Origin of the sequence: Kitasatospora herbaricolor, from assembly GCF_030813695.1 — a bacterium.
Lineage (GTDB): Bacteria > Actinomycetota > Actinomycetes > Streptomycetales > Streptomycetaceae > Kitasatospora > Kitasatospora herbaricolor.
In genome coordinates, this window is sequence record NZ_JAUSVA010000002.1 from 8,917,576 (window position 1) to 8,937,954 (window position 20,379).

Here is a 20,379-nt window from a genome sequence, read left to right on the forward strand (position 1 = left end):
CCCGGCCCGGACGGCTCCGGAGGTCTTGATGCGGGTCCTGCTCCTGGCGAGCGCGTTCAACAGCCTGACCCAGCGCGTCTTCGCCGAACTGCGCGACCACGGGCACCGCCTGACGGTGCACCTGGCCTGCGGCGACGAGCTGCTGCGCGAGGCCCTCCGGCGGGACGAGCCCGACCTGGTGCTCGCCCCGATGCTGAAGGCGGTGATCCCGCCGGACGTCTGGAGCCGGTACCCCTGCCTGGTGGTCCACCCCGGGCCGCCCGGCGACCGCGGCCCGTCCTCGCTGGACTGGGCGATCCACGAGGGCGCCGGGCGCTGGGGCGTGACGGTGCTGCAGGCGGACGGCCGGATGGACGGTGGCGACGTCTGGGCCACCGCCGAATTCCCGGTGCCGCCGGTGGGCAAGAGCGACCTCTACCGCAACGAGGCCTCCGACGCCGCCGTCCGGGCCGTGCTGCTGGCCGTCCGGCGGTTCGCCTCCGGGACGTACCGCCCCCGCCCGCAGCACGGGCCGGAGTGGGACGCCCCCGAGCACGTCCGCCCCTACTTCGACCAGGGGCTGCGCGCGATCGACTGGGCGGCCGACCCGACCGAGCTGGTGCTGCGCAAGCTGCGGGCGGCCGACTCGCAGCCCGGCGTCCTCGACGAACTCCTCGGCGCCGAGTGGTACCTGCACGGCGGCCACCTCGAGGACGAGCTGCGCGGACGCCCGGGCGAGCTGCTGGCCACCCGGACCGGCGCGGTCTGCCGGGCGACGGCGGACGGCGCGGTGTGGATCCCGGAGCTGCGCCCGCGCCGGCGACCGGGCGGCCCGGAGACCTTCAAGCTGCCGGCCGTCCTGGCGCTGGGCGCCCGGCTGCCCGAGCTGCCGGAGCTGCCCGCGCCGCTGGAGCTGCCCGAGCACCGCCGCACCTGGGCGGAGATCGGCTACCGCGAGCAGGGCCCGGTCGGCCTGCTCCGGTTCTCCTTCCCCGGCGGCGCGATGAGCACCGGTCAGTGCCGCCGGCTGCTCACGGCGTACCGCTTCGCCTGCTCCCGCCCGACCTCGGTGCTGGTGCTGGGCGGCGGCCGGGACTTCTTCTCCAACGGCATCCACCTGAACGTCATCGAGGCCGCGGCGGACCCGGCGGAGGAGTCCTGGGCGAACATCAACGCGATGGACGACCTGGTCGAGGCGGTGCTCACCACCACCGACCGGCTGGTGCTGGCGGCGCTGGGCGGCAACGCCTCGGCCGGCGGGGTGGCGCTGGCCCTGGCGGCCGACCAGGTGTGGTGCCGGGACGGCGTGGTGCTCAACCCGCACTACCGGCTGATGGGCCTGTACGGCTCGGAGTACTGGACGTACACGCTGCCCCGGCGGGTGGGTGCGACCACCGCCGAGCGGCTCACCCGGTCGGCCCTGCCGCTGACCGCGGCCGGCGCGCAGCGGCTGGGCCTGGTGGACCGGGTGATCGAGGCCCCGCCCGGGGAGTTCGGCGGGGCGGCGGCCCGGCTGGCCGGCCTGCTCGCGGCCGGTCCGGCGGTGGACGGCCTGATCGCCGCCAAGAAGGCGGCCCGCGAGCGGGACGAGGCGCGCCGTCCGCTGGCCGGGTACCGGGAACGGGAGCTGGCCCTGATGCACCGGAACTTCTTCGCGCCGGCGGAGCCGTACCACGCGCTGAGGTCCGCCTTCGTGCGCAAGCGCCCCCGGCCGGGTACGCCCGCCCACCTGGACCCGGGGCTGCTGGACCCGCGCGCGCCGGACCTGCCGCCTACGGACCTGGCGGGGACGGACCTGGCGCGGACGGATCCGCCGGGGAGGGACCGGGCGTGGACGGACCGGGCGGAGCCCGGCCCGCAGGCTCCGCCCGGCCCGTCCCCGCAGGTCTGACCGGCCCGGCCGGCCCGGCTTGCGATCTTCGCCGCCACCGCTTCGGCTCCCTTCATCTGGGCCTTGCGCGGTTGGCGCTGCTATGAAGAATCGAGTCCGTTTTGTCGGACTCGTCCCAGTGTTCGAGGAGGCATCCTCATGGGTGCGACAGAAACCACCACCGTAGAAGGATCCGCCCCGCAGGGCGGCCAGGAACTGCCGCTGGTGCACATCCTCTGGATCAACGCCGGCCTGAGCTGCGACGGTGACTCCGTGTCACTGACCGCCGCGATGCAGCCCAGCATCGAGGAGATCGTCACCGGTGCGCTGCCCGGCATCCCCCCGATCGCCGTCCACTGGCCGCTGATCGACTTCGAGTGCGGGCCCGTCCAGGGCGCCGACAACTTCGTCGAGTGGTTCTTCAAGGCGGCGCGCGGCGAGCTGGAGCCCTTCGTCCTCGTGGTCGAGGGTTCCATCCCCAACGAAAAGATCAAGGAGGAGGGCTACTGGTGCGGGTTCGGCGACGACCCCGCCACCGGCCAGCCCATCACCACCAGCGAGTGGCTCGACCGGCTGGCGCCCAAGGCCACCGCGGTCGTCGCGATCGGCACCTGCGCCACCTACGGCGGCATCCACGCGATGGCCGGCAACCCCACCGGCGCGATGGGCGTGCCCGACTACCTCGGGTGGGACTGGAAGTCCAAGGCCGGCCTGCCGATCGTCTGCGTCCCCGGCTGCCCGATCCAGCCGGACAACTTCTCCGAGACCCTGCTGTACCTGCTCTACCAGCTGGCCGGCTCGGCGCCGATGATCCCGCTGGACGACAAGCTGCGCCCGACCTGGCTGTTCGGCGCGACCGTGCACGAGGGCTGCGACCGCGGCGGCTACTACGAGCAGGGGCAGTTCGCCACCGAGTACGGCTCGCCGCAGTGCCTGGTGAAGCTGGGCTGCTGGGGGCCGGTGGTGAAGTGCAACGTCCCCAAGCGGGGCTGGATCAACGGCGTCGGCGGCTGTCCGAACGTGGGCGGCATCTGCATCGCCTGCACCATGCCGGGCTTCCCCGACAAGTTCATGCCGTTCATGGACGAGCCGCCCGGCGGCAAGGTGTCCAGCACCGCCAGCACCGCGTACGGCCTGGTGATCCGCAAGCTGCGGTCGATCACCGCCGACACCGTGGACAAGGAACCCAAGTGGCGCCGCACCGGGAAGAAGCTGGCGACCGGCTACCGGCCGCCCTGGTGATTCCCTGACGCCGAACCAGCCGGCCGGCTTCTCCGCCCGGTGACCACCCCGACCAGGAAAGGCACGAGAGAGACGATGGCACCGACGACGAAGGCGGCCGGCGACGGCAGCGGCCTGACCGAGATGTCCTGGGATCCGATCACCCGGATCGTGGGCAGCCTCGGCATCCACACGAAGATCGACTTCAAGCAGAAGAAGGTCGCGGAGTGCTACAGCACCTCCTCGGTCTTCCGCGGCTACAGCGTCTTCATGCGCGGCAAGGACCCCCGCGACGCGCACTTCATCACCAGCCGGATCTGCGGCATCTGCGGCGACAACCACGCGACCTGTTCGGTGTACGCGCAGAACATGGCGTACGGCGTGAAGCCGCCGCACCTGGCCGAATGGATCATCAACCTCGGCGAGGCCGCCGAGTACATGTTCGACCACAACATCTTCCAGGAGAACCTGGTCGGGGTGGACTACTGCGAGAAGATGGTCCGCGAGACCAACCCCGGGGTGCTGGACCTGGCGGAGCGCACCGAGGCGCCGCACGCGGGTGACCACGGCTACAAGACCATCGCCGACATCATGCGCTCGCTCAACCCGATCGAGGGCGAGTTCTACCGCGAGGCGCTCCAGGTCAGCCGCTACACCCGGGAGATGTTCTGCCTGATGGAGGGGCGCCACGTGCACCCCTCCACGCTCTACCCCGGCGGCGTCGGCACGGTCGCGACCGTCCAGCTCTTCACCGACTACCTCAGCCGGCTGATGCGCTACGTCGAGTTCATGAAGCGCGTCGTGCCGCTGCACGACGACCTGTTCGACTTCTTCTACCAGGCGCTGCCCGGGTACGAGGAGGTCGGCCGGCGCCGCATCATGCTGGGCTGCTGGGGCAGCCTCAACGACCCGGACCACTGCGACTTCACCTACCGGAACATGACGGACTGGGGCCGGCGGATGTTCGTCACCCCGGGCATCGTGGTCGACGGCAAGCTGGTCACCAACGACCTCACCGAGATCAACCTCGGCATCCGGATCCTGCTCGGCAGCTCCTACTACCAGGACTGGGAGGGCCAGGAGCAGTTCGTCACCCACGACCCGCTCGGCAACCCGGTCGACCCGCGCCACCCGTGGAACCAGCACACCATCCCGGCCCCGCAGAAGCGCAACTTCGAGGACAAGTACAGCTGGGTGATGTCCCCGCGCTGGTTCGACGGCAAGGACTACCTGGCGCTGGACACCGGCGGCGGACCGCTCGCCCGGCTCTGGTCCACCGCGCTGTCCGGCCTGGTGGACTTCGGGTACGTCAAGGCCACCGGCCACAGCGTGCAGATCAACCTGCCGCGCACCATGACGAAGCCGGAGACCAGCTTCGAGTGGAAGATCCCGCAGTGGAGCAACGCCATCGAGCGCAACCGCGCCCGGACGTACTTCCAGGCCTACGCGGCCGGCGCCGCCCTGCACTTCGCGGAGAAGGCGCTCGCCGAGGTGCGCGCCGGCCGCACCCAGACCTGGGAGAAGTTCGAAGTCCCCGACGAGGGCCTCGGCTGCGGCTTCACCGAGGCGGTGCGCGGCGTGCTGTCGCACCACATGGTGATCCGCGACGGCAAGATCGCCAACTACCACCCGTACCCGCCCACCCCGTGGAACGCCAGCGTCCGCGACACCTACGGCACGCCAGGCCCCTACGAGGACGCGGTGCAGAACACCCCGATCTTCGAGGAGAACTCCCCGGAGAACTTCAAGGGCATCGACATCATGCGGGCAGTCCGCAGCTTCGACCCCTGCCTGCCCTGCGGCGTCCACATGTACGTCGGCGACGGGCGCACCGTGCAGAAGATGCACGTCCCCACCGGGCTCAGCGGGATGGGCGGATGAACACCGTGACCCAGGGCGGCGCCCCGAGCGCCGAGCAGACCGGCCGACGGGTCGAGGAGGTCCTCGACCGCCTGGCCGCCAGCGGCGACCGGGCGGCCGGCGCCGCCGCCGAGGAACTGGTCCGGGCGCTGATGGACTTCTACGGCGCCGGGCTGGCCCGCGCCGTCGCCCTGCTCGGCGACGGCCCCGGTGGCGACCCCGGCGCAGGCGCACCCTCGCCCGCGCTGGCCCGCCTGCTGGACGACGAACTGGTGGCCGGCCTGCTGGTGCTGCACGACCTGCACCCGTACGACGTCTCCACCCGGATCCGGCAGGCCCTGGCCGCCGTGCCCGACCACCCCGCCGAGGTGCTCGGCTTCGACCCCGACACGGGGACCCTGCGGCTGCGGCTCACCGCGAGCGGCGGTGGCGGCTGCGGGTGCGCGAGCACCGCGCAGAGCCCGCAGCAGAGCATCGAGGGCGCACTCGCCTGCCTCGCGCCGGAGGTGACCGCGGTCGAGCTGGAGACCCCCGAGCCGCGCGCACCCGAACCGGTCCTGCTGCAGATCGGCGCCCGGCCGGCGGGCGCCCGGTGAACGCGCCGCCGACCGCCCCGGGCGGCCCGGGCACCGCCCTGCTCCGCCGGTTGCGGGAGCCCGCGCCCCCGCAACCGGAACGCTGCGAACTCTGCGGGCAGGCGCTGCCGGCGGACCACCGCCACCTGGTGGAGACCGAACTGCGCGCGCTCGCCTGCGCCTGCCAGGCCTGCACGATGCTCTTCGCCCAGGCCGGCGCCGGCGGAGGCCGCTACCGCGCGGTGCCCGACCGCTGGTTCGTCGACCCGGACCACCGGCTGGACGACAGCGCCTGGGAGCAGTTGCAGATCCCGGTCAGCACCGCGTTCTTCTTCCGCAACGCGGCCCTGGAGCGGCTGGTCGCGCTGTACCCCAGCCCGGCCGGCGCCACCGAGAGCGAACTCGACCCGCAGACCTGGGAGTCGGTGCTAGGCCGCAGCGACCTGTCCGCGCACCTGTCGGACGACGTCGAGGCCCTGCTGCTGCACCGCGCACCCGGCCGCACCGAGTGCTACCTGGTGCCGATCGACATCTGCTACGAGCTGGTCGGCCGGATGCGCCTGCACTGGCAGGGCTTCGACGGCGGCGCCGAGGCCAGGGCCGACCTCGCCGCCTTCTTCGAACGCGTCCGGGCCCGGGCCCGCACCCTACCGAAGGGCGAACTCCCGTGACCCCACTCAGCTTCACCTGCACCGGGGTTCGGGCCGACCCGTACGCGGCCGGCCCCACCCTGGTCTTCCGACTCCGGATCACCGCCGGCGACCAGGCCCGGGTGCACGCCCTCGCGCTGCGCTGCCAGCTGCGCCTGGAGCCCGCCCGGCGCGGCTACGACACCGAGGAGGGCGAACGGCTGACCGACCTGTTCGGCGAACGCTCCCGCTGGGGCAGCACGCTGAACCCGGTGCAGTTCGCCCAGGTCTCGCTCACCGTGCCCGGCTTCACCGGGGAGACCGAGGCCGACCTGGTGGTGCCCTGCACCTACGACATGGACATCGCGGCCTCCCGCTACCTCGGCGCCCTCGGCGAAGGCGAGGCCCCGCTGCTGCTGCTCTTCTCCGGTACCGCCTTCACCGGCGCCGGCGGGTTCCAGGTCGAGCCGGTGCCATGGGACCGCGAGGCGCGCTGCGCCATGCCGGTCGCCGTCTGGCACGAGATGATCGAGCAGCACTTCCCCGGCTGCGGCTGGATCCGGCTGCCGCACGAGACCATGGACGCCCTGCTCGGGTACCGCTCCCGGCACGCCCTGCCGTCCTGGGAGGCGACCGTCGGCGCTCTGCTGGCCGCCTCCGGCGGCGGCCCGTCCGCGCCGCGACCCGCCCGGCTGCTCGGAGCGGGCGCGGCACCAGCACACCTCTCGACCGAAGGGACCGTCCGGTGACCACCAGCGCGTCCGTGCCCGAGGTGGAGTCCCGCTTCTCCGCCGCCCGTCAGATCGCCGACGCCGTGCTCTTCGAGGGCTACGTGCTCTACCCGTACCGGGCGTCGGCCGCCAAGAACCGGCTGCGCTGGCAGTTCGGCGTCCTGGTCCCGCCCGCCTGGGCCACGGACAGCGCCGAGCACTGCGCGCAGCGCACCGAATGCCTGATGGAACCACGCCGGGGCGCCACCCTGACGATCGAGGTGCGCTTCCTGCGGGCCCAGCGCCGTACCGTCGAACGGGCCTTGCCGGGCTGGGCGTTCGAGGTCACCGACGCGCTGGAGCTGCCCGACCGGATCCTCGTCCCCTGGGACGAGGGCGTCGAGGAGCGGATCGAACTCTCCATCCCCGTGGACGAGTTGACCGGCAGTGGGGTCAGCGTCCCGTTCAGCCGGCCGGCCGGCGAGGAGAGCGAGCTGGTCCACACCGAGGAGGGCCAGGTGACCGGGCGGCTGCTCCGCCGCCGCGAGCAGGTCGACGGCCTGCTGCGCCTGCGCACCACAGAAGTCCCCGGCCCGTACGCGGCGTTGAAGCTCACCGCCGAGCTGGAGAACGCCGGCGGCTGGGCCCCCCAGGAGGGCGACGCCCGCGACGCCGCGCTGCCGCACTCGCTGATCTCCGCCCACCTGCTGCTCGGCCTCGACGACGGGTCCTTCGTCTCGATGACGGACCCGCCGGAGTGGGCCAAGGGCGCCGTCGCGGACTGCCGCAACGAGCACACCTGGCCCGTGCTCGCCGGCCAGCAGGGCCGCGCGGACGTGCTGCTCTCCTCGCCGATCATCCTGGAGGACCACCCGATGGTCGCTCCCGAGAGCGCCGGCACCCTCTACGACGCCACCGAGATCGACGAGATCCTGGCCCTGCGCACCACCGCGCTCACCGACCGGGAGAAGCGCGAGGCCCGGGGCACCGACATCCGGGCGGGCGAGGTGATCGACCTCGCCGACTCGCTGCCGCCGGAGGTGTGGGAGCGGCTGCACGGAGCCGTCCGCGCGCTGCGCGAGATCACCGAGCCCGTCGACCCGCGGCCGCCCGCCGGGGTGACCGGACCGGACGACCCGTTCACCGCGACGCGGCCGGACACCCCCTGGTGGGACCCGGCGGGCGACCGCAGCGTCGACCCGACCCGCGACCGGGTGCTCATCGGCGACAGCTCGGTCGGGGCCGGCAGCCGGGTGCTGCTCAAGCCCGGGCTGCGGCGCACCGACGCGCAGGACCTCTTCCTGGACGGCCGCGCCGCCCTGGTCGAGGCCGTGCTGCACGACGTCGACGGCGCGGTGCACCTGGCCGTGACGGTCGAGGGCGACCCGGGCGCGGACCTCTGGCGCGAGCAGGGCCGGTTCCTGTACTTCCAGCCGGACGAGGTCGTCCCGCTGGAGGAGGCGTGAACGCGCCGCCTGCCGGGGCGGGCGCCGCGGGCCGGGTGCTGGTCGCCGGGGTCGGCAACATCTTCCTCGGCGACGACGGGTTCGGTGTGGAGACCGTCCGACGGCTGGCCTCCCGGCCGCTGCCCGAGCACGTGGAGGCCGTCGACTTCGGCGTCCGCGGCGTCCACCTGGCCTATCAACTCCTGGACGGATACCGGACGCTTGTCCTGGTGGACGCCACCGCGCGGGGCGGCGAGCCCGGCACGGTCTACCTCATCGAGGCGGCCACCCCCGGCTCGGTGGAGCCGGAGTCCCCGGTGCTCGACGGGCACCGGATGGGCCCCGACGCCGTCCTCGCGCTGCTGGACACGCTCAGCGCGGGCACGGGCGGCGCCCCTCCCCGGCGCGTCCTGGTGGTCGGCTGCGAGCCGCAGTCGCTGGAGGAGGGCATCGGGCTCAGCGGGCCGGTGTCCGCCGCGGTCGACCAGGCGGTCGAGGTGGTGCTCCAGGTGCTGAGGGACGAGGCCCAGGGCCTCGCGGCCGGGGAGGGGACCCGGAACGACGACCCGGCCGCCGCGGACCGAGCGGCGGCCGTGCTGGCGGGGGACCGAGAAGAGAGAAGGACACCAGCATGCGGAAAATCCTGATCGCCGGCCTCGCTGGCCTCGCCGGGGCCGTCACCCTGCTCGTCGTGGTGAGCCTGCCCGACATCAAGCGCTATCTGCGGATCCGTTGCATGTGAGCCGCGGCCTTTGCTGTCGGCCCCTTCGGCGGGCTGCGGCGAATGGCGTAGGCGACGGCGTGGTGACGGCGCGGCTGCTGGGTCGCGCGGTCACCACGCCTTGTAATGGGCCCGGACGAAGGCGCCGGCCCCACGGCAGGCGCCCACTGCGGCGACCACGCGCGGGAAGAAGGCCGATGCACGAGATGTCGATCGCGATGGCCGTGGTGGAACAGGTCGAGGAGGCCGTCGGCCAGGCCGGGGCCGGCGCCGTCGAGGCGGTCCACCTGGAGGTCGGCGAACTGGCCGGGGTCGTTCCGGAGGCCCTCGCCTTCTGCTTCGAACTCGTCTGCGCCGGAACGGTCCTGGAGGGCGCCGAGCTGGTCACCGAGACGGTGCCCGGCCGGGCCCGCTGCGGGCCGTGCTCCGCCGAGTGGGCGGTGGGCATGCCGCCGGACCTGCTCTGCCCGCAGTGCGGCGGGGCCCGGGCGGAACTGCTGGCCGGGCGCGAACTCCGGATCACCGCCGTGCGCCGGGCCGACGGCCCGGCCTACGCCCCGGCCCACCAGGAAGGCTGAAGCCATGTGCCGAGTCGTCGATCTGCAGCAGGCCGTGCTCGCCAAGAACGACCGCAGCGCGCAGGACCTCCGGGCCGAACTCGCGGCGCGCGGGGCGATCGCGGTCAACCTGCTGTCCAGTCCGGGGAGCGGGAAGACCGCCCTGCTGGAGAGCGAACTCACGATCGCGCGTGAGCGCGGCGTCCCGGTGGCGGCGCTCACCGCCGACCTCGCGACCGAGAACGACGCCACCCGGCTCGCCCGTTCAGGGGTGCCGGTCAAGCAGGTGCTCACCGACGGGCTGTGCCACCTGGAGGCGTCGATGCTCGGCCGGCAGCTGGCCGGCTGGCTGCCGGAGGCCACCGCGCTGCTCTTCGTCGAGAACGTCGGCAACCTGGTCTGCCCGGCCTCCTACGACCTCGGGGAGTCGCTCCGGGTCGCACTGGCCGCCGTCACCGAGGGCGAGGACAAGCCGCTCAAGTACCCGACCGCCTTCGGGCTGGCGAACCTGGTCGTGGTGACGAAGACCGACATCGCCGCCGCGGTGGAGTTCGACGAGGCGGCCTTCCGGGCCAACGTCCAGCGGGTCAATCCGGGAGTGGAGATCCTCCTCACCTCGGCCCGCACCGGCGCCGGCCGGGGCGAGCTGCTCGACCGGGCGCTGGCCGTCCGCGCGGGCGGGCCGGTGCACCTTCCGGTGATGGCCCGTCAGGCGGCGACCGCCGGGCACACCCACGGGACCGGTGACGGCCACGCGCACGGGCACGACCACTCGCACGGGCATGAGCTCGGGCACGACCACCCGCACGACCACCCGCACGGGCACAGCCGCGGGCACAGCCACGCGCACCTGCCCGCCGGAGAGCGGTCTTGACCCTCGACCAGGGCCTGGCCGCCCCTGAGCGGCGCCGGGTCGCCGTCCGCGGGGTGGTCCAGGGCGTGGGCTTCCGGCCCTTCGTCCACAAGCTCGCCACCGAGCTGGGGCTGCACGGCCAGGTGACCAACACCGGCGAAGGCGTCACGGCCGAGGTCGAGGGCCGCCCCGACCTCGTCGCCGACTTCTGCCGCCGGCTGGCCAGCGACGCGCCCGTCCTGGCCGCGGTGGAGTCCGTCAGCCACCAGGAGCTGCCCGTCACCGGCGACCGCGGCTTCAGCATCCTCGCGTCCGGCCCCGGCGGACCGCGCCGGACCCTGATCCCGCCGGACGTCGCGACCTGCGCGGACTGCCTCGCCGAACTCGCCGACCCGGCCGACCGCCGGTACCGCCACCCCTTCATCACCTGCACCAACTGCGGCCCGCGCTTCACCATCGTCACCGCGTTGCCCTACGACCGGGCCAACACCACCATGGCCGGCTTCCCGATGTGCCCCGAGTGCGCCCGCGAGTACGGCGACCCGGCCGACCGCCGCTTCCACGCGCAGCCCGTCGCCTGCCACGCCTGCGGGCCCGTCCTCACCCTCACCGTCCCCGGCGAGCCCCGGGCGACCGGGGCGGACGTGATCGCCCGCGCCCGCCGGCTGCTCGCCGCCGGAGCGATCCTGGCCGTCAAGGGGATCGGCGGCTACCACCTCGCCTGCGACGCCGGCGACCCGCGGGCCGTCGCCCTGCTGCGCCGGCGCAAGGCCAGGGGCGACAAGCCGTTCGCGCTGATGGCCCGCGCGCTCGCCGAGATCGAACCGTACGTCCGGCTCGGCCCGGCGGAGCGGGACCTGCTCACCGGGACGGCCCGCCCGATCGTCCTGCTGCGCCGCCGTCCGGGCGGGCCGAGGCTCGCCGAGGAGATCGCCCCGGGCAGCCCGGACCTGGGCGTGATGCTGCCCTACACACCGCTGCACCACCTGCTGCTCGGCCTGCCCGGCGACCCGCCCGGCCCCGGGCTGCTGGTGCTGACCAGCGGCAACCTCGCGGGCGAGCCGATCGTCACCGACGACGCCGAGGCGCTGGTCCGGCTCGCCCCGCTCGCCGACGCCTGGCTGGCCCACGACCGCCCGATCCACGTCCCGTGCGACGACTCGGTGGTGCGGATCTGCGACGGCGAGCAGCTCCCGGTCCGCCGCTCGCGCGGGTACGCTCCGCTGCCGGTCACCCTCCCGCTGCCGGTCCGTGCCGCGCTCGCCGTCGGCGGCGACCTGAAGAACACCTTCTGCCTGGGCGAGGGCCGCCGGGCCTGGCTCTCCGCGCACGTCGGCGACATGGACGATCTCGCCACCCAGCAAGCCTTCGGCCGTGCGGTCGACCAGTTGGGCGGCATCACCGGGGTCACGCCCGGCCTCCTCGCCGCCGACCGGCACCCCGGCTACCGCTCGGCCGGGTGGGCGCGCCGCAACGCCGCCGGCCGTCCGCTCGTCCAGGTGCAGCACCACCACGCGCACATCGCGGCCGCGATGGCCGAGCACGGGCTCGACGGCACCCGGCCGGTGATCGGGGTGGCCTTCGACGGCACCGGCTACGGCGACGACGGGGCCGTCTGGGGCGGCGAGATCCTGCTCGCCGACTACGACGGGTTCCGGCGGTTCGCGCACCTGCGGTACGCCCCGCTGCCCGGCGGTGACGCCACGGTGGCCCGCCCGTACCGGATGGCGCTCGCCCAGCTGTACGCCGCCGGGATCCCCTGGACACCGGACCTGCCCTGCGTGGCGGCCTGCCCGCCGGAGGAACGCCGGGTGCTGGCACGCCAGTTGGAGCGGAACCTGAACTGCGTGCCGACCTCCAGCATGGGCCGTCTCTTCGACGCGGCGGCCGCCCTGGCCGGTGTCTGCCAGCTGGCCGGCTACGAGGCGCAGGCCGCGATCGAACTGGAGGCGGCGGCCGTCGCCCACCAGGAGGACGACGGGCCGGACTACGCGTTCGCCCTGGGCCCGGCCGGGGGAGTGACCGGCCCGGACGACCTGCGGCTGGTCGCGGACCCCGGGCCCGTGCTCGCCGCGATGGCCGCCGACCTGCGCGCGGGCGCGGCCCCCGGCCTGCTCGCGGCGCGCTTCCACCGGGCGGTGGCCGCCCTGGTCCGCCGGGTCTGCGCGCAGGCGCGCGAGCAGCACGGGCTGGAGACGGTGGCGCTGACCGGCGGCGTGTTCGCCAATCTGCTGCTCTCCACGGTCTGCGCCCGGGAGTTGCGGGAGGACGGCTTCACCGTGCTGCGTCACCGGCTGGTCCCGCCGAACGACGGGGGGCTGGCGCTCGGACAGCTGATGGTCGCCGCGCGCCTGGCGGCGGGGGAGGCGGAGCAGGTCCAGTCCTGAACGGCGGGTGAGCAGTTCGACCGGCCGCGGAGCAAGTGAAGGAGAGCCGGATGTGCCTGGCAGTACCCGGAAGGGTTGTGGAGATCGAGGAGCGGGACGGTACCCGGATGGCCGTCGTCGACTTCGGCGGCGTGGTCAAGGACGTGTGCCTGGAGTACCTGCCGGACCTGGCGGTGGGTGAGTACGCCATCGTCCACGTCGGTTTCGCCCTGCAGCGGCTGGACGAGGAATCGGCCCGCAAGACGCTGGAGCTGTTCAACGAACTCGGCCTGCTGCAGGAGGAGTTCGGTGACCCGTGGGAGGCGGCCGCGGGCGCGGGTGCCGCCGCGAAGGAGGTGCAGCAGTGAAGTACCTGGAGGAGTTCCGGGATCCGGAGCTGGCCCGCCGGCTGCTGGACGACATCCGCGCCACGGTGACCAGGCCGTGGGCGCTGATGGAGGTCTGCGGCGGGCAGACGCACACCATCATCCGGCACGGAATCGACCAACTCCTGCCGGAAGGCGTCGAGTTGATCCACGGACCGGGCTGCCCGGTGTGCGTGACGCCGCTGGAGGTGATCGACAAGGCGCTGGAGATCGCCTCCCGGCCCGGCGTGATCTTCTGCTCCTTCGGCGACATGCTGCGGGTGCCCGGCACCGACCGCGACCTCTTCCGGGTGCGCGGCGAGGGCGGGGACGTCCGGGTGGTGTACTCGCCGCTGGACGCGCTGCGGATCGCCCAGCAGAACCCGGACCGCGAGGTGGTCTTCTTCGGCATCGGCTTCGAGACCACCGCGCCGCCCAACGCGATGACCGTGTACCAGGCGCGCAAGCTGGGGATCCGCAACTTCAGCCTGCTGGTCTCGCACGTACGGGTGCCACCCGCCATCGAGGCCATCATGACCTCGCCGGACTGCCGGGTCCAGGGCTTCCTGGCGGCCGGCCACGTCTGCAGCGTGATGGGCGTGGACGAGTACCCGGAACTGGCCGAGCGGCACCGGGTGCCGATCGTGGTGACCGGCTTCGAACCGCTCGACATCCTGGAGGGGATCCGCCGCACCGTAAGGCAGTTGGAGCGCGGCGAGCACACCGTCGAGAACGCCTACCAGCGGGCGGTGCGGCCCGAGGGCAACCCCGCCGCCAAGGCCATGCTGGCGGACGTCTTCGAGGTCACCGACCGTGCCTGGCGCGGCATCGGGGTCATCCCGCAGAGCGGGTGGCGGCTGTCGCCGCGCTACCGCGACCAGGACGCCGAGCACCGCTTCCAGGTCTCCGGCATCACCACCGTCGAGCCGGCCGAGTGCCGCAGCGGCGAAGTCCTCCAAGGCCTGCTGAAGCCGAACCAGTGCGAGGCATTCGGCACCACCTGCACCCCGCGCAACCCGCTCGGCGCCACCATGGTCTCCAGCGAGGGCGCCTGCGCGGCCTACTACCTCTACCGGCGGCTCGGCCTGCCGGCCGCACCCCCGCCGGCCAGGTCGCTGCCGGTCGTCCCGCTGGAGGCGAGCCCCGTTGCCTGACACCACGACCACCGTTCCCGCCCCGGCGGCGCCCGACTTCGCCAACTGGAGCTGTCCGCTGCCGCTGCGGGACCACCCGCGGGTGGTGATGGGCCACGGCGGCGGCGGGGCGATGTCCGCCGAACTCGTCGAGCACGTCTTCGCCCCCGCCTTCGGCGGACCGCTGCTGGCCTCGCTCGGCGACTCGGCGGCGCTCACCCTCGGCGGCGCCCGACTGGCTTTCTCGACCGACTCGTTCGTCGTCCGGCCGCTGTTCTTCCCCGGCGGCAGCATCGGCGACCTCGCGGTCAACGGCACTGTCAACGACCTGGCCATGAGCGGAGCCCGGCCGGCCTACCTGTCCTGCGCCTTCATCCTGGAGGAGGGCGTGGAGATGTCGTTGGTCGCCCGGGTCGCCCAGGCGCTCGGCGAGGCCGCCCGGCGGGCCGGCGTCGAGGTGGTGACCGGCGACACCAAGGTGGTCGAGGCCGGCCACGGGGACGGGATCTACCTCAACACCGCCGGGATCGGGCTGATCCCCGCCGGCGTGGACATCCGCGCGCAGCGGGCCGCGCCGGGCGACGTGGTGATCGTCAGCGGCGACATCGGCGTGCACGGCGTCGCGGTGATGAGCGTGCGCGAGGGGCTGGAGTTCGGCGTCCGGATCGAGAGCGACTGCGCGGCCCTGGGCGGGCTGGTGGAGGCGATGCTCGCGGTCACCCCCGACCTGCACGTGCTGCGCGACCCGACCCGGGGCGGGCTCGGCGCGGCGCTCAACGAGATCGCCGTCGCGGCCGGCGTCGGCGTGCTGGTCCAGGAGCGCGCCGTCCCGGTGCCGGACGAGGTGGCCAACGCCTGCGCCGTCCTCGGCCTGGACCCGATGTACGTCGCCAACGAGGGCAAGCTGGTGGCCTTCGTCCCGCGTGAACACGCCGAGGCCGTCCTGGCGGCGATGCGGGCCCACCCGCTCGGCGCCCGGGCGGCCGTGATCGGGGAGTGTGTCGCCGACCACCCCGGGATGGTGGTCGCGCGGACCGGGCTCGGCGGCACCCGGGTGGTGGACCTGCCGATCGGGGAGCAGCTGCCCAGGATCTGCTGAGCCCGGCCGGCCCGGCCCGGCCGGCGCGAACTCCCCGTACGGCCCGGTACCGGTCATCCCGGTGCCGGGCCGACACCGTACGGGCCGTCAGTGCACGGGCCGTCACCGTTCGGGTCGTCGGCACACGGGTCGTCAGCGGGAGGGCGGCGGAGCGCAGGCCTCGTCGAGGATGTCCGCGATCCGGTCCAGGGTCGCCGCCGGCGGCGTCCAGGGCACCCGCAGGTAGCGGGCGAGCGTTCCGTCCACGGCGAAGCTGCTGCCGGGCGCGAGATGCAGCCCCGCGGCGGCCGCCCGGGTGGTCACGGTGTCGGCGCGCAGGCCGTTCAGCCGCAGCCACAGCACCAGGCCGCCCTGCGGCACCGTGAACGTCCAGCGGGCGTCGGCCGCCAGCCGTCCGGCCAGGTGGTCGCGCTGGGAGCGCAGTTCGGCGCGTCGCCGTTCCAGCAGCGGTTCGAGCACGTCGAGCAGTTCGACGGCGACGAGCTGTTCCATCGGCGGCGCCGAGAGCGGTTCGCAGAGCGGGTGACGCAGCAACTCGCCGATCAGGTCCGTGCCGGGTGCCCGGATCCAGCCCACCCGCACACCGGCCCAGACGGCCTTGCTGGCCGAGCCGACCAGGACGGCCCGCGGGATCCGTGCGGGCAGCGGCGCCGGCCCGGACAGGTGCAGGTCGCGCAGGGTCTCGTCGGCGACCACCGTCACCCGGTGTTCGGCCGCCGCCGCGGCGACCGCCTGCCGGGTGGGGGCGTCCATCAGCGCGCCCGTCGGGTTCTGGAAGTCCGGTACCAGGTAGGCCAGTCCGCCCCGAGCGGCGGCGAACGCGGCCCGCATCCGGTCCTCGTCCCAGCCCTCGGTGGTCACCCGCAGACCGGACAGGCGGGCCCCGGCCCCGCGCAGGACGGCGGCCGCGCGGGGGTAGGTCGGGTTCTCGACGGCGACCACCCGGGGGCGCAGCCGAGCGGCGAGCAGGGCGAGTGCGGCGCGGGCGCCGGAGGTCACCAGGATCTGCTCGGCCCGGGTGGGGAGGCCCTCGCGGGTGTAGCGCCCGGCGATCGCCTCCCGGAGTTCGGGCAGCCCGGCGCCGGACCGGCCACCCTGCGCCAGTGCGGGACCGGCCCGCCGGGCGGCGCGCGCGGTGGCGGCCAGGTACTCGGCGCGCGGCGCGGCCGGGACGGCCCTGCGCAGGTCGATCGTGCCGGCACTGCCGTCCGCCGACGGTGGCGCGAACCGCTCGGCCGAGCTGGGCGGCAGCTGCACGGTACTGGCACTGCCGTGCCTGGTCCGCACCCAGCCGCCGTCCCGCAGCCGGGTCAGCACGGCCACCACCGTGCCGCGGCTGACCCCGAGGCCCTCGGCCAGCCGGCGCTCGGCCGGCAGCGCGCTGCCGACCGCCAGCCGCCCGTCCAGCACCGCCTCCCGAAGGGCGCCGTCCAGCGCGTCCACCAATGGGACGGCGGTGGCCTGCCACTCGCCGAGCGCCCTGACCAGTTGCTCCACTCCGATGCGCACTGGTCCAGTTTGCCCCAGGTGGACCAGGACGCGGTGCGGTGCGCCGCCCTAGGTTCGAGCCGTACCGGGCCGTCACCGTGCCGGCCCGCACCCGCAGCCGCAGTCCGCACCTGCACCCGCCCTGTACCCGCCCTGCACCCGCACCCGCTCCGGAGAATCCGTTGGCCAGTCCCCGCACCACCCTGCCCCCACTCGGCTACCTCCCGATCGGCGAGCACCCGCTCCGCCGCCTGCCGCAACTCCTGCTCGGCCTCGCGCTCTACGGTTTCAGTCTCGCGCTGCTGGTCCGCGCCGCGCTGGGCGTCAACCCGTGGAGCGTCCTGTACGACGGGCTGACCCGGCACACCCCGCTCAGCTTCGGCACCGTGAGCGCCCTGGTCGGGGTCCTCGCCCTGCTGGGCTGGATCCCGCTCCGGCAGCGGCCGACCTTCGGCACCTTCGCCAACATCGCGGTCCTGGCCCTCTCCTCCGACCTGGGGCTGCTGCTCGTCCCGCCCTGCCAGGGCTTCGCCGCCCGAGGTGCCCTGCTGGCGGCCGGCATCGCCGTCAACGCCCTCGCCATCGCCGTCTACGTCGGGGCACGTCTCGGCCCAGGCCCGCGCGACGGGCTGATGACCGGTGCCGCCGCGGTCACCGGGCGCTCCCTGCGCTTCGTCCGGACCGTGATCGAACTGACCGTCCTCGCCGCGGGCTGGCTGCTCGGCGGCCATGTCGGCGTCGGCACCGTGCTGTACGCCCTCGCGGTCGGCCCGGTCGCCCAACTGCTGCTGCCCCGCTTCGCCTACCGGGGCGCGGCCGAATCGGCCGCTCCGGCCCAGGCCCAGGCCCAGGCCCCGGCCGGCGGGGACCGGCGGCGGGACGTCATGGGGGCGGGCGGACGGTGAAGCAGGCCGGGAGATGCCGTCGGATGCCGTCCTCGAACGCCATCTCCCCGTCGTCCTTCACCAGCTCCTCGTTCACCAGCTCCTCCGGCACCAGCTCCTCCCGGACCAGCCGACGCGCCGACGACCTCCCCTCCACCGCCTGCGTGGTGGCAGGGCGGCGCCGCCGGGTCCGTCGAGTACCGAAGTCGACCGGTACGGAGCGCGGAACCGGCCTGCCTATCCCTCATCGACCTCCTGGTCGACGGCATCGTTGGCGCGGTCGATCTCGGCCATGTGCTCCTCGGCCCAGGTCCGCAGCCCTGCAAGGGCGGCCTCCAGGGACAGCCCGAGTCCGGTGAGTCGGTAGAAGACCCGCGGCGGCACGGTCGGTTCGACCCGACGCGACACCAGCCCGTCGCGGGCCAGGCTTCGCAGCGTCACGGACAGCATCTTCTGCGAGACGCCGGGCATCCGACGTCCCAGCTCCGCGAAGCGCACCTCGTCCGGTGCGGCATCGGCGAGCGTCTTGACCACCATGGACGTCCACTTCGTGCCGATGCGGTCCAGCAACTGCCGCGTCGGGCACTGGGGATCGAACAGATCGCCGCGTACCGCACGTCCGGCGGCCCGTGCTCCTCGGGTGGTCACCTGTGGCTCACCACCTTCCCTGAAAGTGCCGTCTAGGAAGCAGCCGGACAGTTACCTATCGTTTCGTGGTAACCAATGGTAACCACTCACAGGAGCCGTCATGCCCGTCACCACCGCACACCAACTGCGCCGCATCGCGACGAACGGCATACATCTCAACGTCGCCGTCGCCGGGGACGGGCCCGCGGTTCTGCTGCTGCACGGCTTCCCGCACACCTGGCGACTCTGGAGCGGCATCATGGGCCGACTGGCCGGACGGTACCGGGTCATCGCCCCGGACCTGCGAGGCCTCGGTGCCAGTGCACGCGCCGTCGAGGGTTATGACGCAGGTACCCTGGCAGCCGATGCCGAAGGGCTGCTCGACGCACTCGGCGAGCCCTCGGCGGCGGTGGTCGGCATCGACGCGGGCACCGCCCCCGCCGTCCTGCTCGCGCTGCGCCGGCCCGACCTCGTCCGGCGCCTGGTCGTGATGGAGGCACTGCTCGGCCGCCTGCCCGGAGTCGAACCCGTCGTCGCGGGCGACGCCCCGTGGTGGTTCGGTTTCCACGCCGTCCCCGGCCTCGCTGAGACCGTCCTGGTGGGCAACGAGGCCCGGTACATCGACTGGTTCCTCGACTCGGGGACGCTCGGGCGAGGAGTGCCCGACGACATCCGGGCGGCCTTCGTTCACGCCTACACCGGGAGCGAGGCCCTGCGCTGCGCGTTCTCCTACTACCGGGCCCTGCCCACCAGCGCGCAGCAGATCCAGGACGCCGTCGCGACGGCCCGGCTGACCATGCCCACCATGGCCGTCGGCTCCCACCCCGTCGGCACCGGGCTGGAACGCCAACTCCGGCCCATCGCCGACGACCTGGTCGGACATCATCTCCAGGACTGCGGCCACATCATCCCCCTCGACCGCCCCGACGCGTTGTTCACGCTCCTTGCTCCCTTCCTGTCCGCCGATCTGCCGACGTGACCGGAGCGGGGGCCGGGGAGCGCGGTCGGCGGTTTCGGCGTTCGTCCCGGCGGTGAGGTGTCGAGGACGGCCGGATCAGACTGCGCACGGACAGGTGCCGCCGCATCCTCCGCCACTGCATCCTCCGCCGCCGCATCCTTCGCCACCGTGGCATCGCCCATGTCGTCCGACATTCCGCCACGAACACGAGATTCTCGGAAAAGGCAAGGCGGAGAAGTCGCCGTACGCAATTGTGGTGAACGTCCGAGCGGTGCGCCCGTGCCGGTGGAAAAACGGTGGGCACACTGTGCGGGGCAGCCTTCGGCGGATTCCCCTCAAGCGTCTGTTCGCTCTCGAACGACCCTGCGGATCGCCGCCTCCGACAATCCCTGGGCGCGATCCGCGACGAGAGGGACTCCTGTGCACCGAACCGCGAAGCGGCTGCGGAGCCTGGCGGCCTTGACGGTCGTCCTGCTCACGCCGGCGCTCGCGCCGGCGATGGCGCACGCCGCCGGCCCTGCACTTCACCGTCCACTACCAGGACGGCAAGTGGCGGGACACCGCCACCAACCCCACCGACAACGTGAACTGGCCGCAGTCCTGCTCCACCGGTGACGGCGACACCGGCAGCGACGAGGACGAGCCCCGGGTGAAGGTGTGCTGGGAGGTCAGCCCGCTCTCCACCAGCGGCGACGCGGACGGCGACGGCCTGCTCGACGGCTGGGAGCGCATCACCCTGCACGTCGACACCGGGGGCGTGTACGACCCCACCGCCTTCGGACGACTGGACGACGGTGTCGTTGCCCTTCCGCCAGTCGGCGACTCCGCCGACGCGGGCATCAACGTGGAGTCCGACGACTACCCGACCACGGCCGAGCTGCCTGCACGGACCGGGCCGCCGCGCAGACCTACCGCTTCTTCGGGTGCAAGGCGGTGAGGGTCCTGCCGTTCTGACCGACCGCGCCTCCCGGCCGGGCATCAGGTGCCCGGCAGCGAAGCGAACCGCCGCGGTGCGGCGCCCCGGACCGAGCGTCCCGGG

Annotated in this window: 21 protein-coding genes; 18 read left to right on the forward strand and 3 right to left on the reverse strand. The window is 73.7% G+C overall.

The genetic code is table 11. From position 1 onward, the window contains the following. Nucleotides 1-28 precede the first annotated feature (28 nt). The 15 genes from J2S46_RS38535 to hypE all read left to right on the forward strand — a co-directional run bounded on the left by J2S46_RS38535 (nucleotide 29) and on the right by hypE (nucleotide 15,383). The gene (locus J2S46_RS38535; RefSeq protein ID WP_191293481.1) at nucleotides 29-1,870 is read left to right on the forward strand and encodes a hydrogenase maturation protein; all 1,842 of its coding nucleotides are present in this window, start codon (nucleotides 29-31) and stop codon (nucleotides 1,868-1,870) included. A gap of 138 nt (nucleotides 1,871-2,008) precedes the next feature. After that, a complete protein-coding gene (locus tag J2S46_RS38540) occupies nucleotides 2,009-3,091 on the forward strand; it encodes an NADH-quinone oxidoreductase subunit B family protein (RefSeq protein ID WP_191293483.1) in 1,083 nt (360 codons plus the stop codon). Nucleotides 3,092-3,166: 75 nt separating this feature from the next. Next, on the forward strand, nucleotides 3,167-4,951 hold the full coding sequence (locus J2S46_RS38545) for a nickel-dependent hydrogenase large subunit (protein WP_191293484.1): 1,785 nt from the start codon (nucleotides 3,167-3,169) through the stop codon (nucleotides 4,949-4,951). Then, nucleotides 4,948-5,526, forward strand: coding sequence for a NifU-related iron-sulfur-binding protein (locus tag J2S46_RS38550; protein ID WP_191293485.1), 579 nt, complete (start codon nucleotides 4,948-4,950; stop codon nucleotides 5,524-5,526). Before J2S46_RS38545 ends, J2S46_RS38550 begins: the two co-directional genes overlap by 4 nt. After that, the gene (locus J2S46_RS38555; RefSeq protein WP_370882292.1) at nucleotides 5,523-6,176 is read left to right on the forward strand and encodes a DUF5947 family protein; all 654 of its coding nucleotides are present in this window, start codon (nucleotides 5,523-5,525) and stop codon (nucleotides 6,174-6,176) included. Before J2S46_RS38550 ends, J2S46_RS38555 begins: the two co-directional genes overlap by 4 nt. Beyond that, nucleotides 6,173-6,883: a DUF6084 family protein gene (locus J2S46_RS38560; protein ID WP_191293486.1), complete on the forward strand. Its 711-nt coding sequence runs from the start codon at nucleotides 6,173-6,175 to the stop codon at nucleotides 6,881-6,883. The genes J2S46_RS38555 and J2S46_RS38560 overlap by 4 nt, the downstream gene beginning before the upstream one ends. Next, complete coding sequence (locus tag J2S46_RS38565) at nucleotides 6,880-8,310, forward strand: hypothetical protein (protein ID WP_191293488.1); 1,431 nt, start codon at nucleotides 6,880-6,882, stop codon at nucleotides 8,308-8,310. The genes J2S46_RS38560 and J2S46_RS38565 overlap by 4 nt, the downstream gene beginning before the upstream one ends. Beyond that, complete coding sequence (locus J2S46_RS38570; RefSeq protein ID WP_307352614.1) at nucleotides 8,307-8,936, forward strand: hydrogenase maturation protease; 630 nt, start codon at nucleotides 8,307-8,309, stop codon at nucleotides 8,934-8,936. The genes J2S46_RS38565 and J2S46_RS38570 overlap by 4 nt, the downstream gene beginning before the upstream one ends. Next, nucleotides 8,921-9,031: a DUF6893 family small protein gene (locus J2S46_RS40965; protein WP_370882293.1), complete on the forward strand. Its 111-nt coding sequence runs from the start codon at nucleotides 8,921-8,923 to the stop codon at nucleotides 9,029-9,031. Before J2S46_RS38570 ends, J2S46_RS40965 begins: the two co-directional genes overlap by 16 nt. Before the next feature lie 176 nt (nucleotides 9,032-9,207). Beyond that, complete coding sequence (gene hypA, locus J2S46_RS38575; RefSeq protein WP_191293490.1) at nucleotides 9,208-9,588, forward strand: hydrogenase maturation nickel metallochaperone HypA; 381 nt, start codon at nucleotides 9,208-9,210, stop codon at nucleotides 9,586-9,588. Between the two features lie 4 nt (nucleotides 9,589-9,592). After that, nucleotides 9,593-10,441, forward strand: coding sequence for a hydrogenase nickel incorporation protein HypB (hypB, locus tag J2S46_RS38580; RefSeq protein ID WP_191293492.1), 849 nt, complete (start codon nucleotides 9,593-9,595; stop codon nucleotides 10,439-10,441). Next, on the forward strand, nucleotides 10,438-12,807 hold the full coding sequence (hypF, locus tag J2S46_RS38585; protein WP_191293493.1) for a carbamoyltransferase HypF: 2,370 nt from the start codon (nucleotides 10,438-10,440) through the stop codon (nucleotides 12,805-12,807). Before hypB ends, hypF begins: the two co-directional genes overlap by 4 nt. Nucleotides 12,808-12,857: 50 nt before the next feature. Then, the gene (locus J2S46_RS38590) at nucleotides 12,858-13,154 is read left to right on the forward strand and encodes a HypC/HybG/HupF family hydrogenase formation chaperone (RefSeq protein ID WP_191293495.1); all 297 of its coding nucleotides are present in this window, start codon (nucleotides 12,858-12,860) and stop codon (nucleotides 13,152-13,154) included. After that, nucleotides 13,151-14,305: a hydrogenase formation protein HypD gene (hypD, locus tag J2S46_RS38595; protein ID WP_191293497.1), complete on the forward strand. Its 1,155-nt coding sequence runs from the start codon at nucleotides 13,151-13,153 to the stop codon at nucleotides 14,303-14,305. Before J2S46_RS38590 ends, hypD begins: the two co-directional genes overlap by 4 nt. Continuing rightward, nucleotides 14,298-15,383 carry a hydrogenase expression/formation protein HypE gene (gene hypE / locus J2S46_RS38600; protein ID WP_370882294.1) on the forward strand — a complete coding sequence of 362 codons (1,086 nt, stop codon included), beginning with the start codon at nucleotides 14,298-14,300 and terminating at the stop codon, nucleotides 15,381-15,383. Before hypD ends, hypE begins: the two co-directional genes overlap by 8 nt. Before the next feature lie 132 nt (nucleotides 15,384-15,515). Here the strand turns inward: hypE and J2S46_RS38605 are convergent, their stop codons facing one another. Next, entirely contained in the window at nucleotides 15,516-16,892 is a 1,377-nt protein-coding gene (locus J2S46_RS38605) for an aminotransferase-like domain-containing protein (RefSeq protein ID WP_191293498.1), read from the reverse strand. A gap of 161 nt (nucleotides 16,893-17,053) precedes the next feature. Here J2S46_RS38605 and yczE point away from each other — a divergent pair, with 161 nt between their 5' ends. Next, nucleotides 17,054-17,776 carry a membrane protein YczE gene (gene yczE / locus J2S46_RS38610; protein ID WP_229913249.1) on the forward strand — a complete coding sequence of 241 codons (723 nt, stop codon included), beginning with the start codon at nucleotides 17,054-17,056 and terminating at the stop codon, nucleotides 17,774-17,776. Here yczE and J2S46_RS38615 read toward each other — a convergent pair. Both J2S46_RS38615 and J2S46_RS38620 read right to left on the reverse strand, forming a co-directional pair. Continuing rightward, nucleotides 17,754-17,912 (reverse strand): hypothetical protein, encoded by a 159-nt coding sequence (locus tag J2S46_RS38615; protein ID WP_191293500.1) that lies wholly within the window; start codon nucleotides 17,910-17,912, stop codon nucleotides 17,754-17,756. The genes yczE and J2S46_RS38615 overlap by 23 nt on opposite strands. Before the next feature lie 80 nt (nucleotides 17,913-17,992). After that, entirely contained in the window at nucleotides 17,993-18,403 is a 411-nt protein-coding gene (locus J2S46_RS38620; RefSeq protein WP_191293502.1) for a winged helix-turn-helix transcriptional regulator, read from the reverse strand. Nucleotides 18,404-18,503: 100 nt separating this feature from the next. Between J2S46_RS38620 and J2S46_RS38625 the strand changes: the two genes are divergently transcribed. Together J2S46_RS38625 and J2S46_RS38630 are read left to right on the forward strand one after the other, a co-directional pair. Then, nucleotides 18,504-19,361, forward strand: coding sequence for an alpha/beta hydrolase (locus tag J2S46_RS38625; RefSeq protein ID WP_191293503.1), 858 nt, complete (start codon nucleotides 18,504-18,506; stop codon nucleotides 19,359-19,361). A 562-nt stretch (nucleotides 19,362-19,923) separates the two neighbouring features. After that, nucleotides 19,924-20,277: a hypothetical protein gene (locus tag J2S46_RS38630; RefSeq protein WP_191293505.1), complete on the forward strand. Its 354-nt coding sequence runs from the start codon at nucleotides 19,924-19,926 to the stop codon at nucleotides 20,275-20,277. Nucleotides 20,278-20,379: the final 102 nt, after the last annotated feature.

What these genes read in the sequence shown, in the direction of transcription:
- hypA (WP_191293490.1), top strand. Translation starts at nt 9,208, where the DNA reads ATGCACGAGATGTCGATCGCGATGGCCGTGGTGGAACAGGTCGAGGAG.
- J2S46_RS38540 (WP_191293483.1), top strand. Translation starts at nt 2,009, where the DNA reads ATGGGTGCGACAGAAACCACCACCGTAGAAGGATCCGCCCCGCAGGGC.
- J2S46_RS40965 (WP_370882293.1), top strand. Translation starts at nt 8,921, where the DNA reads ATGCGGAAAATCCTGATCGCCGGCCTCGCTGGCCTCGCCGGGGCCGTC.
- J2S46_RS38625 (WP_191293503.1), top strand. Translation starts at nt 18,504, where the DNA reads ATGCCCGTCACCACCGCACACCAACTGCGCCGCATCGCGACGAACGGC.
- J2S46_RS38550 (WP_191293485.1), top strand. Translation starts at nt 4,948, where the DNA reads ATGAACACCGTGACCCAGGGCGGCGCCCCGAGCGCCGAGCAGACCGGC.
- J2S46_RS38545 (WP_191293484.1), top strand. Translation starts at nt 3,167, where the DNA reads ATGGCACCGACGACGAAGGCGGCCGGCGACGGCAGCGGCCTGACCGAG.
- J2S46_RS38535 (WP_191293481.1), top strand. Translation starts at nt 29, where the DNA reads ATGCGGGTCCTGCTCCTGGCGAGCGCGTTCAACAGCCTGACCCAGCGC.
- hypB (WP_191293492.1), top strand. Translation starts at nt 9,593, where the DNA reads ATGTGCCGAGTCGTCGATCTGCAGCAGGCCGTGCTCGCCAAGAACGAC.
- J2S46_RS38590 (WP_191293495.1), top strand. Translation starts at nt 12,858, where the DNA reads ATGTGCCTGGCAGTACCCGGAAGGGTTGTGGAGATCGAGGAGCGGGAC.